Below are 12,633 nucleotides of genomic sequence, written 5' to 3' on the forward strand. Positions count from 1 at the left end.
GTTTTTTCTTTTCTCCCTCGCCTAAACCACATCAGACGAGCTGTTTCAATTCAGGCGCACAAAAAAAGCATGCAAACACCTGCATGCCTTCTATTCTGACCCACGCTATTGCAGGCTATTGCTCATTCTTCTTGTTCAAAGCTTCATATAGAATCGCCAGATTCCGCTCAAGCGCGCTTACCAGCTGCTTACCAGCACCTTCTGGAAGAAGCCCTGCACGAACAGCAAAATCGACTTCCTTGGAGAACCCATACATCTGTGTATCCAATACTTCCTCATAGAGAGGGCAGTAGCGGGTAGCCAGATTCTCCATCTGTACTTCAATAAGCTTCTGTATTTTATCTGCATCTTCTTGAAGAAGACTGATCGCTTTCAAGTGCAACTGGTCCTGCAGATCAGATGAAGTCATGCATTTTTCCCCCCTATGTCCCAAAAATCGCGTAAAGACGTTCTACCTCTAATATTAGACGAAATCAGGAGCTAATACAAGAACCTGACCAAAATAACCATAGATTATGGAGAGCTTTATTCCTGCCTAATCCCCCTATTTTACGGAGGTCTTGCCGTACACCTGAATTATCTCATGCAAAAAAAAGCACCTCTGCCATAATAGGCAGAGATGCTTCTTAGTGCCATTACTCGGATGCGATACTTACATTCAGTCCATGTTTGGCAAATACTTCTGACATAGCTGCTTTGGCTTCAGCTGCATCCGGGCCATGAACGTGCAGTTCATAGCTGTGCGTGCTGATCAGCGTTGTAAACAGTCCGAGAATACTTTTCACATCGATATACTTGTTCTCTGAATGAAGCACGATTGAAGAAGTAAACTTGCTCGCTGTTTGAGCAATTTCCACTACCGCTGCGTTATTACTCGACATAGGAATCCCTCCGTCTTTTCACTTTTGGTATCATCTATTAATTACCACTACATGATACCGTGAATCCGCTTTCCTAGCAACAGCAAAATACTGTTCCTATTTCAGACGATCCGGATTGAGGCATTCCAGCTCAGGAATAACGAAAATCCCGTCTTTACGGATCAATACATCATCAAAATAAATTTCGCCACCACCGTAGTCTGGACGCTGGATCAACACCAGATCCCAGTGAATGGAGGAACGGTTTCCGTTATCTGTTTCTTCATATGCCTGGCCTGGCGTAAAGTGCAAGCTGCCTGCAATTTTTTCATCAAACAGAATGTCCTTCATTGGGTGCAGGATATGTGGATTAAATCCAATTGCGAATTCTCCGATATGACGAGCGCCATCATCTGAATTCAGAATTTCATTGATGCGGTCTGTATCGTTGCTTGTTGCTTCAACGATTTTACCGTCTTTGAAGGTGAATTTAATATTTTCAAAAGTAATGCCGTTATACAGCGTTGGCGCGTTATAACTAATCGTTCCGTTCACTGAATTACGTACAGGGGCACTGTACACTTCGCCATCCGGAATATTTTTTTGGCCAGAACATTTCTCTGCACCGATATCTTTAATGGAGAAGCTCAGGTCTGTTCCCGGTCCAGTGATACGCACTTTGTCCGTGCGTTTCATCAGATTAGCCAATGAATCCTGTGCTTTGTCCATTTTAGCGTAATCCAGGTTACATACGTCGAAGTAGAAATCTTCAAACGCTTCTGTGCTTGTATTCGCCAGCTGTGCCATACTTGCATTCGGGTAACGAAGCACAACCCATTTTGTATGTTTTACCCGTTGCTCGCTATGTACCGGATGGGAATAAAGTGAATTGTACATTTTCATTTTCTCTTCCGGCACATCGGACAAATCGTTCACATTCTCCCCTGCACGGATACCAATGTAACAATCCATTTGTTTCATCCGGTTCAGATCGATCTCTGCCCAGGTTTTCATCATTTCTTCTGTCGCATTTTTGAACATGGCACGCTGTACTGTTTTGTCAGTCAGCTGTACAAAGACGTTACCGCCTTTTTTGCCTACTTCTTCAATAATTGCATTAATCAGATCACGTTCCGTGCCGATCATCTCAACCAGCACATTCTCGCCGGGCTGTACATCTACAGAGTAGCCCACCAGATTGGCTGCGAGCTTCTGAATTCTTGGATCCTTCATCGTGTAAACTCCTCCTGTCATCCGCCATTCCTTGAATTGAACAACGGTAAATTACGATACTATTGTAGCACGCTACAACGATCTCGTCAGCAGGCAGCCCCGCAACTTATCTATTCATAAGCCCTGAAGTTTACATCTGTGACAAGAGCTTCTTTATTCCTTTTGCTGTTCATGTCCTTATAGCTCACCTGGCTTTCCGAAGAAAGTCGCAAGGGCAAGCTAGTTTTCCGATCTACGGTTAGATGATACACCGTCTGTACCTCGGCCTGCTTCATCATCTCTTGCATCGATGTTTCCCCTTGTTCCCACACTTTGTTCAAATCCTTCTCAAGCTTCTCCTGACTGCCTCCCTTAACCGCAGTTGCCTTGTGCATATACTCTGCCCGAATCGCATTCATCTCGTCGTTAAGCTGCGCGAGTGCCCACGTTTTGGCGTCTTTTGGTGCGAGTTCAATTCGCAGTGTTTTCGTTCGACGACCTGAACCGTACTCGGACTTTATCGTTTTGTTCAACCGATCGATACTTTCCATTTGAGCGATGGGATTAAAACGGGACAGCGATCCGCGCAGGGGCTCATGTTGGGCAGTTAAAGCCATCCACTGTCCTTGTTTGCGTTCAAAAGATGCACTGAATCCACTCGGTTGCCCATTATTGTTAACAGCGGCGGCATTTACCCCTTTTACTCCCGCTCCGGCAGCAGTCACGGCTCCAGGCAGCCTCGTTTGCAAGGTCAAGCGGTCATGATCCTCCAGCTTGCCCTCAAATTTAAACTGATTTTCGAACAGCCCGTTGCTTTCGCGTCGTAATCCTGCTTCCCCATCAAAACTCAGCTTTTCTTTACCTGCTATTCCGGATAAAGCCAGTGAAAATAACTCCTCAGGAGTTCGATCTCGCTCTAACAATCCACAACCAGGAGCACACAACACAACAATGCTCAGAATCAACAATAGCCCACGTATATACCGACGGTTCAACATGTTCTATTCCACCTTTCCATCAAACTTTCTCCATAGCCTGCCCCTCCCTTATTTGCTTATACTTCCTTCCTTTGGCATCGCCTCTTCAAAAAAATAAAGAGAGGACGACTCCGCAATCGGAATAGTCCTCTCTTAACGTGTAACTTCCTGTTCTTCCATGACGATCCGATTTCGACCACCATGCTTCGCATCGTACAATGCCATATCAGCCCGGTAAAATAACGATTCCACACTAACCTTCTCATCCATCCAGTTCCATTCGGCAATACCGCTGGATACGGTCACGGAAGGCCTTGTTTCTTCAGCAACCCTGGTGCGAATGATTTCCGCATATTCCAGTGCCTGACGAGCACCAATCTGAGGCATATAGATGGCCAGCTCTTCCCCGCCCCATCTGGCGCAGATGTCCTCAGGCCGGACGGAACTTGTTACAATGTCGCTTACCTGTTTCAATACCTGATCACCTGTTTGGTGCCCAAACGTGTCATTCACCTGCTTAAACTGGTCAATATCCACAACAACCAGTGAACCACAGAATTCATGAGCCTGACGTTCATGGATCACACTATCCAGGTAATGCCTCACATACAGTCCTGTCAGCATATCCAGGTTAGCCAAACGTCGTACCTCGGCGTGAAGCGTTGCATTGGAGAGAGCAAGTCCAATATGAATGGACAACATCTGCAGCAGACGGTAATTGTCGTACGAAAAATACTGCTTTTTGGGATGTCCCAGCAAAATGGCACCCTTCACTTCACCATTCACCCGAACGGGTGAAGCAATCAATGACATTGAGCCGGTAAGATCCATGAAGACCGATGACACTCTATCGTATTTCGCATAATTGGATAGGATGAGCGGTTCTTCGGTTTGATACAGCAAACCAGCGATTCCATAATCCATTGGAAACGATTTGCGACCTAACTCACTCACATTGGATGACATTACTTCGAAGTGATCCGTACTGTCATTCAGTTGAAGAATACAACATGATTCAGCCTGAAAAATGTCCTTCAACTCCTGTTCAGAGAATTGATAGATCTCCATGAGCTGCAGGCTTTTGTTCAAACGTTGTGTCAGATCGTTGATTAGACGAAGTTCCTGGATCAACATATTCGATTGCTCGTGCAGTTTGGCATTTTCAAAGGCAGTTCCTGCTGTATCCGCCATCATCGTAATGAGTTGGAGATCGGAATCTTCCATTAACTCCTCATTCATCTCAATATGAAATACACCATAGATCCCTTGTTTACCTTTTAGAGGAAGACCAACCTCCAGTATGCGATGTTCACCTTCATCCGATCGAACAACAATGAGCTTGCCTTCCATAAACGATTGTACACAGATGTCTTCTCCACGTTCATGAACAAGCAACGGTTTGATACGTGGGTTGAGGCTGCTCTGATCCTGAGACATATACAATGTCATACGGGTCGTTGGATATAAGTAGTCAATGCTGTCAAAGACTTCATCCAATATGGCATCCACATCCATTTTGTCATGCATCCGTTGAACGATTTGGAACAGAATTGACCTTCGGTGCTCTTCACGAGCCGTTTGTTCATGAGCATGTAATAGATCCGTCATAAATATGTATTCAAATCTTCGGTAAAAGCAGGTACGATAATGCAATGCCTCCGATCGAACAACGGCTTCAGACGTGTCATCTCGATTTTGCTCGTAGGTTACAGCAGTGAAGACAGCAAACATATCCTTATTTGTTCTGGAGAAAAGAGGTTCAGCCATTAGATGGTACTCTCCATTTTCAGTGGTTCCACGTAACGACTGGGCCTGTCCCGTTTCAAGGCATTGCATCACAGTCGAATGTACATCGAGCAATGGAGCCCCTTCATTTCCTTGCCCCATACAGATCCCTTCTGTATTCCATACGTTGTATATTATCGATGATCTGTCGGAGTGCGGCCGCCGTTGGATATGCCAGTCGGTGTATGCTTGTTGCAGCAGGCTTCCCAAATATGAAAAATCAAAAGGTGTGATGTCCATTTTTTGCATCCAGAATACATGCGCTTCGTGAGGAGCGGCAGAAGATGCGGAATCGCCCGAACTTCGCGAATTCAAGCTGGCTGGTTTACTTCTTAGATGTTCTAACATGTCAGGCGCTCCTTTGCACCGTTTTTGCATCCACTTGGATGCATTAATCTGCAGACGTTATCGCAAACCTGCAAATTCTATGCGATAACCTTAATGTACAAGATCATTTAAAGTTAAGATACAATCTATTTTACTCTCTTTAAAGCATTTTTGCATCCATATTTCAGAAAATTGTCCCATTATTTTGGGCCTAAGGACCTATCGACAAATTTAGACGTTTTTTTGCTTTTATCACAGGCTTGACTTTGGTTCTAGTAAACTGTAAAATAAATTGTTGATGAAGACTACTAATGGGTCTTTAAATTTGGGCATTACCGGTTGTGTCACCCTCATTCTTTTTGTTGCTTTCAGGACAGCGGCTGAACTTTCCTGATCGTTCTATGCGTGGCTTAGCCCGCATCAACAAATTGGAGCGCAAACAGAGCCCTATATGAACTTTAACTAAAAAGGAGCTACTTTAAACATGGCACGTTACACTGGTCCTAAATTTAAATTGAGCCGTCGCCTCGGCATTTCCCTGAGCGGAACAGGCAAAGAATTGAAACGTCCTTTCCCTCCAGGTCAGCACGGAGCTAACCAACGGAGAAAAATCAGCAACTACGGTATGCAATTGCAAGAAAAACAAAAATTGCGTCACATGTACGGTTTGGGCGAGAAGCAATTCCGCACTCTCTTTGCTAAAGCGCAAAAAATGCAAGGTATCGCAGGTGAAAACTTCATGTTCTTGCTTGAGAGCCGCCTTGATAACCTCGTATACCGCCTTGGATTCGCTAACTCCCGCGCTGGTTCGCGTCAGTTGGTATCCCACGGTCACGTAACTGTAAACGGCAAAAAAGTTGACATCGCTTCTTACCAAGTAAGCACTGGCGACGTTATCAGCCTGCGTGAAAGAAGCCGCGGTCTTTCTTCCGTTAAGGAAGCTTTGGAAAACCGTTCGCATCTTCCGGCATACGTAGAATTCAACGATACTGCTCTGGAAGGTAAATTTATCCGTTTGCCTGAGCGTTCGGAATTGTCCCAAGACATCGACGAAAAACAAATCGTCGAGTTCTACAACCGTTAATCGTTGGAATTTCATTAAGCTTCACACCAAACAGCTGTCCGAGATTTTCTCGGCAGCTGTTTTTTTATTTCGAGAGAAACAAAAAGTAAAAAAAGAGGTCGTACCTGCACCTAATACAAGGATATGGCCTCTTTCCTATACATAGTCATCTATTTTCATCCACACTCGGACGCTCAATACTTCCACGTTTTATTGAAATTCTCCATGACTTCTCATGATATGTAATTCAATTCCGCATGATATATATCATAATCCAAGAAAGAATGGCAATTTTCGACCATTGCTTGTATTTCTCAGGCATGCAAACCAGCCTTTTTATGCTATAATAAGTGCTGTTAAAAGGAGGAAGACACTGAATGGTTGATGTTAATAAGAAAAAGCCCGAGGAACAGCCTGCCCGCAAGCGCAGTTTTGCCCGCAGACTGGGTAGTTTCGTCAAATGGATGGTTGTCCTTGGATTCATGGGGGTACTATTTGTAAGCGGTGCTCTAATGGGATACGTCAGTTCCATTGTGAAAGACGAACCCGTCCGTTCACGGGCGCTGATTGAACAAAAAGTCAGCGAAAACTCCATCACAGGCTTTGCTTACTTTGCCGACGGCAGCCCGATCGGTCAATTACGAACAGAAGAAGACAGGCGTCCGGTCACCTTTGACCAGATCCCACAGAACGTTATTGATGCAGTCATTTCGATTGAAGACAATCATTTTTACGAACATAAAGGTGTAGACATGAGCGGAACGCTCCGTGCCGTGAAACAGAAAGTGCTGAAAGAATCTGTTCAAACAGGCGGTAGCACACTGACTCAACAATTGGCCCGGCGTGTATTCCTCAATCTGGATCGAACCGAAGACCGGAAAGTGAAAGAAATATTACTTTCGCTCCGACTCGAACGTTTCCTGACCAAAGACGAAATTATGACAGCGTATCTGAACAAGGTTCCTTTTGGTAACGGCTCCAGTGGATATAATGTTTATGGAGTCAAGGCAGCTGCCAAAGGACTGTTCAATATTAATGATTTGAGCAAAATAAACACAGCTCAGGCTGCTTATCTTGCCGGATTGCCTCAGCTCCCCTCCTCTTACTCTGCCTTTAATGGAAAAGGCGACTTTGTTGAGGACAATTTTGAGCGTGCAATCAATCGTCAGCATCTGGTCTTGCGCCGTATGCTGGAACTGGGCAAAATTAATCAGTCCGAGTATGACGAAGCTCTTGCTTTTGACATCAAGAGTTCACTCGCACCCAAAACCATCAAAGCTTACAATACTTATCCATACCTTATGATGGAAACAGAGCGACAAGCTGCACAGATTTTAATGAAGCAACTGAATTCGGATAAGGCTGAAGGCACGGATGCCAATGCAGATACAGCCAAGGATACGGATACCGATACACCGCAAAAAGAAAGCAGTGCTCTGCTGGAAGAAGCTCAGCAGCAATTGCGTACAGGCGGATATCGTATCTACACGACGATCAACAAAAGTATCTACAAAACAATGCGTACCATTGCCGAAGATGACAGTAATTTCGCTGCTGACGATCCCGTGAAGGGAAAAGAACAGACTGCTGCCATGTTGATCAATCACAAAACAGGAGCCATTCTCGGCATGATTGAAGGCCGTAATTTCCAGGATGAGCAGATGAACTATGCAACTCAGATGGTGCGTCAGCCAGGTTCAACTATGAAACCTATTGCCGCTTATCTGCCTGCACTGGATGAAGGGCTTGTTCAACCGGCTTCCATTATTGACGATTCACCGATAATTCTGAAAGACGGCCAGACCGGATTCCATATTCCGAAAAATGCCAACAATCGCTACCAGGGACTTGTGACTGCCCGTAGAGCACTCAACTACTCGCTAAATGTGCCTGCGCTTAAGCTATTCAACGAAGAAGTTGGTATCGACAAATCATGGGCTTTTGCCAAGAAGCTGGGGATTACCACCATCCAGCCGGCAGATTACCAAGCTCAGACCGGTGTTCTTGGAGGACTTCAGTACGGTGTTACCGTTGAAGAGCTTACCAATGCCTATGGAGCCATTGCTAACAATGGTGTGTACAATGATTCCTATATGATTAGCAAAATTGTAGACTCAAAAGGGAATATCGTATATAAACACGATGCAGAGCCTGTTCAAGCTTTCTCAGAACAGACGGCATACCTGATGACAGATATGCTACGTACCGTTATTACAGAAGGTACAGCCGATAAAGTTCGTGAAAATTACAAGTACTCCAAGAGTGTGCCTATCGTAGGCAAAACGGGTTCAACCCAAAACTATGCGGATGTCTGGTTTGAAGGCTATACGCCGGATGTCACATTGGGTGTATGGGTTGGATACAAACAGCCGATAAACACGCTCGAGACCAAATCACAGAAGAAACGTGCACAGCAGCTGTGGACGCAAATCATGAATCAAGTCATCGCTACAGACAAAGAGATGTTCGTAACCGATTCATTCAAGAAACCATCCGGGATCGAGACACGAACTGTATCGGCTTATAGCGGCAAATTGCCAACATCTCTGACTGACAGATTTGTCACTGATATTTTCAATAGCAAATTTGTGCCGAAGGACAGCGATGATGGTGTCGCAAAAGCCAAATATATCACTTACAATGGTGTCAACTACATTCCGCGTGATGAAACACCTGGAGATATGACGAAAGAGAAAACCGTCGTCAAGCGCAAGAAACCGATCTCTGATCTCATCAAGGAACTGCAAAGTGCATTCTCACGCATGAGTCGTCACGAATCACTTGCATATTACCTGCCGGAAGATGCCGATGCAGACATGCCGACACAGATCGATCCAAGAACGGATAACGGCAAAGCACCAGATGCACCAGGCAATGTGAGAATTTCCGTTGCCAACGGGAACGCCGTGATTACATTTAACGCAACACCGGAAAGTGATGTGGTTGGCTATCGCCTGTATCGCTCAGTAAATGGCGCCGGATTCCAGAATCAGGGGCAGGTTGTCCTGACAGGTGAGTCCAGATCATTTACTGCATATGCACAAGGTGGAAACTTTGCGTTCTACGTGACAGCAGTGGATGTAGCTGGTCGTGAGTCTGCTCCTAGCGCAGCAGTTAGCAGTGCGGGAACGGTGGAGCCTCCTGCAGATGAAGAAATAAATGAACCGATTAATGTTCCGGGAACAGTCGTTACACCGGAAGACTCTCAGAATGAGAACGCCGCAACTACGGCTCCGGTTACACCGGGCCAAGTGAGCGTGTCGGCGCTCTCCCAAGGACTGCGCATTCAGTGGGCCTCCAATCCGGAATCAGATGGTGTTCAAAGTTATGCTGTATATTTTAGTGAGACAGGGTCAGCCCCTTACACCAAAATTGGCACAACTTCAGGGACCTCCATGGACTACGGAGTACCTGCATCCACCAGTGGATGGTTCAAGGTATCCGCCAGCAACAGCATAGGCGAATCCGAGCCGTCCGGAGCTGTACATTTCCAACCGTAATACAGAGTTATCATAACTCCCCTCTCAACCCCATTCTCGCATCATGAGGATGGGGTTTTGTTATTCATTGATATCCAAAAGTAAAAGCCTGATCCGCAATGAGACACGGATCAGGCTTTGTATTGGAATCATGGGAAAGGCAGACACGTTGTATCCGCTGGTTTATGCTTTAGTCTTCAATGGTCGATAGATCGCCTGTGGGCAGATCCAACTCCCAAGCTTTCAACACGCGGCGCATAATCTTGCCGGAGCGGGTCTTGGGCAGTTTATCCTTGAACTCAATCTCACGCGGAGCGGCGTGAGCCGACAAGCCCTCTTTTACAAATCGATAGATCTCTTCCTTCAGCTCCGGTGTCGGCTCATACCCCTCACGAAGTGCCACAAAGGCCTTAATGATCTCTCCGCGAGTTACATCCGGTTTGCCGATAACGCCTGCCTCTGCTACCGCAGGGTGCTCTACGAGCTTGCTCTCCACCTCAAAGGGGCCAATGCGTTCTCCTGAAGAGTTAATGACATCATCAATCCGGCCCTGGAACCAAAAGTAGCCATCTTCGTCCATATAAGCGGAATCACCGGATACATACCAGCCAGAAAGTCGGAAGTACTCCTCATATTTGGCCGGGTTATTCCAGATCTTCGCCATCATGGACGGCCAGGAAGTACGAATAGCCAGGTTCCCCATACTGTATGGCGGCAGTTCCTCTCCACGATCGTCAATAATGGCTGCTTCAATTCCCGGTAATGGACGACCCATGGAACCTGGTTTGATTGGCATGCCTGGGTAGTTACAGATTAATTGTCCACCCGTCTCCGTCATCCACCAGGTATCATGAATTCGCTGTCCATAGGCTTTCCAGCCCCAACGGACAACTTCGGGATTAAGTGGCTCACCCACAGACATGACGTGACGGAGACTGCTCAAATCATGCTGGGCAATGGTCTCTTCGCCCGCTCCCATCAACATGCGGAAAGCCGTCGGTGCACTGTACCATACGCTGACTTTGTTTTTCTCAATGGTGCTGTACCAGTCTTTCGGACTGAAACGTCCCCCACGAATAACGTTGGTCACACCATTCAACCATGGTGCAAAAATTCCATAGGAGGTACCTGTTACCCAACCCGGATCGGCTGTGCACCAGTATACGTCATCCTCGCGCAAATCGAGTACAACCTTGCCGGTGTAATAATGCTGAATCATCGCATTCTGCACATGATATACACCTTTCGGTTTGCCTGTAGATCCGGAAGTATAGTGAATCAGCAGACCGTCTTCGCGAGTCAGCCACTCCACTTCCATATCATCCGAAGCTGCGGACATCTCTGCATCAAAGTCGATGAGTCCTTCTTCCGTCTGCGGACCGCCACCCACAACAAAAATATGCTTCAGTTCAGGCAATTCGGAACGTTTGATTCGCCCCAGCAATTGAGGGGTTGTCACCAGGGCTACAGCTCCGCTATCCTCCAGTCGGTCCTTCACCGCAGTTTCCATAAAGGCCTCAAATAGAGGACCTGCAACAGCCCCAACCTTCAATATGCCCAACAGGCTGAAATAGAGCTCAGGACTGCGAGGCATAAAAATAAATACCCGATCACTCTTAGCAATACCATATTTGCGGAGAACGTTACCGAAGCGATTCGATTGCTCACTCAAGTCAGCAAACGTGTATGCCTCTTCACGCGTAGCATCACTGTATAATAGCGCCGTTCTCCCGCCTCTTCCTTCCAGCACATGACGATCAATCGCTTCATGCGCCATGTTGACTTTCCCGCTGGCGTGCCACGTAAAGTGCCTTTCGACCGATTCCCAATCAAACCGGCTTCGGGCCTCCGTGTAATCGCCCAGATTAGATTCAGACACAACCGTTTGCAGCATCTCACCATGTGCTTGACTCATGCTTGCCAGCCTCCTTCAACTCGACATTTCGATTCCCAATATGGGTCACTTCTGATTGCCTTTGTGTTGACTGAACTTCCAGTTAGCGCTTACATTAGTAGAGAGAACTTCTCATCATGTACTTGCCAGGCCAAACCGATGAACCCAAACTGCAGTTGATTTGTGAACATTTTTTGTCTACGCAATTATAGCAAATCTTTTCAATCATCGTCTATGGCTTTTCAAATTTTTGGTTTTTTGCTATAAGTAGGGGGAGAGAGGAGCATGAACTATGGAGCATATTAAGGAGCATCATATGCGTTCCATCTTCAAGTCCGGCCACCGAATCATCATTGAGGGACCAGTTCAGGCCGAGACGATTACGCAGCTTGAATTTCATTCCGATCTGGATGCTTTCCGGCGCCCTTCGGAACAACAGGAGGCATTGGCCGAAATTGCCGCATTGCCCGAAGGTCGAATCATAATAGCGCGGGAAAATGAGACCATTGTCGGTTATGTGACTTTCCATTATGCAGATGATTGCGAGCGTTGGTCGGAAGGCAATATGACCGATCTAATTGAGCTGGGAGCCATTGAGGTTGCGGATTCCTATCGCACTCTCGGGATTGGGCGCGAAATGCTGCTCACCGCGTTTGAAAATGGACAGATGGAGAAATATATCATATTCACAACGGAATATTACTGGCATTGGGATTTGAAGGGCAGCGCCCTTTCCGTATGGGATTACCGCAAGATGATGGAAAAATTGATGCAAACCGTAGACATGACATGGTACGCCACCGATGATCCCGAGATTTGTTCACATCCGGCAAACTGCCTCATGGTCCGCATTGGCAGCCAAGTACCCCTGGAATCGGAAGAACAATTCGACCGGGTGCGATTCCGCCATCGGTTTATGTACTAATCACGAATGCACATGGATAATACGTATACATAGAAAAACCGCCTCTTCGCGAACAGGTTCATCATGGATGATCTGCTACGAATAAGCGGTTTTTTGTTGCTTTTTAAGCCC

9 protein-coding genes are annotated in these 12,633 nt (G+C 46.3%); 3 read left to right on the forward strand and 6 right to left on the reverse strand.

The window, feature by feature from the left end:
- Window positions 1-115: 115 nt before the first annotated feature.
- The 5 genes from BLV50_RS26570 to BLV50_RS26590 all read right to left on the reverse strand — a co-directional run bounded on the left by BLV50_RS26570 (window position 116) and on the right by BLV50_RS26590 (window position 5,182).
- Complete coding sequence (locus BLV50_RS26570; RefSeq protein WP_024631139.1) at window positions 116-409, reverse strand: Fpa/YlaN family protein; 294 nt, start codon at window positions 407-409, stop codon at window positions 116-118.
- A gap of 226 nt (window positions 410-635) precedes the next feature.
- On the reverse strand, window positions 636-881 hold the full coding sequence (locus BLV50_RS26575; RefSeq protein ID WP_024631140.1) for an HPr family phosphocarrier protein: 246 nt from the start codon (window positions 879-881) through the stop codon (window positions 636-638).
- A 96-nt stretch (window positions 882-977) separates the two neighbouring features.
- Entirely contained in the window at window positions 978-2,093 is a 1,116-nt protein-coding gene (locus tag BLV50_RS26580) for an aminopeptidase (RefSeq protein WP_072735360.1), read from the reverse strand.
- Between the two features lie 110 nt (window positions 2,094-2,203).
- Window positions 2,204-3,070, reverse strand: coding sequence for a hypothetical protein (locus BLV50_RS26585; RefSeq protein ID WP_090810769.1), 867 nt, complete (start codon window positions 3,068-3,070; stop codon window positions 2,204-2,206).
- A gap of 132 nt (window positions 3,071-3,202) precedes the next feature.
- Entirely contained in the window at window positions 3,203-5,182 is a 1,980-nt protein-coding gene (locus tag BLV50_RS26590; RefSeq protein ID WP_090810771.1) for a sensor domain-containing diguanylate cyclase, read from the reverse strand.
- A 463-nt stretch (window positions 5,183-5,645) separates the two neighbouring features.
- On the opposite strand from BLV50_RS26590, the gene rpsD reads away from it, so the two are divergent.
- Together rpsD and BLV50_RS26600 are read left to right on the forward strand one after the other, a co-directional pair.
- Window positions 5,646-6,245, forward strand: coding sequence for a 30S ribosomal protein S4 (gene rpsD, locus BLV50_RS26595; RefSeq protein ID WP_063565580.1), 600 nt, complete (start codon window positions 5,646-5,648; stop codon window positions 6,243-6,245).
- A gap of 356 nt (window positions 6,246-6,601) precedes the next feature.
- The gene (locus BLV50_RS26600; protein WP_090810773.1) at window positions 6,602-9,724 is read left to right on the forward strand and encodes a transglycosylase domain-containing protein; all 3,123 of its coding nucleotides are present in this window, start codon (window positions 6,602-6,604) and stop codon (window positions 9,722-9,724) included.
- Window positions 9,725-9,893: 169 nt separating this feature from the next.
- Here BLV50_RS26600 and acsA read toward each other — a convergent pair whose 3' ends face one another.
- On the reverse strand, window positions 9,894-11,618 hold the full coding sequence (gene acsA, locus BLV50_RS26605; RefSeq protein WP_090810775.1) for an acetate--CoA ligase: 1,725 nt from the start codon (window positions 11,616-11,618) through the stop codon (window positions 9,894-9,896).
- Between the two features lie 271 nt (window positions 11,619-11,889).
- Between acsA and BLV50_RS26610 the strand changes: the two genes are divergently transcribed.
- On the forward strand, window positions 11,890-12,522 hold the full coding sequence (locus BLV50_RS26610) for a GNAT family N-acetyltransferase (RefSeq protein ID WP_063565577.1): 633 nt from the start codon (window positions 11,890-11,892) through the stop codon (window positions 12,520-12,522).
- Window positions 12,523-12,633: the final 111 nt, after the last annotated feature.

The sequence above is a fragment of the Paenibacillus sp. 276b genome, from assembly GCF_900107875.1.
Lineage (GTDB): Bacteria > Bacillota > Bacilli > Paenibacillales > Paenibacillaceae > Paenibacillus > Paenibacillus marchantiae.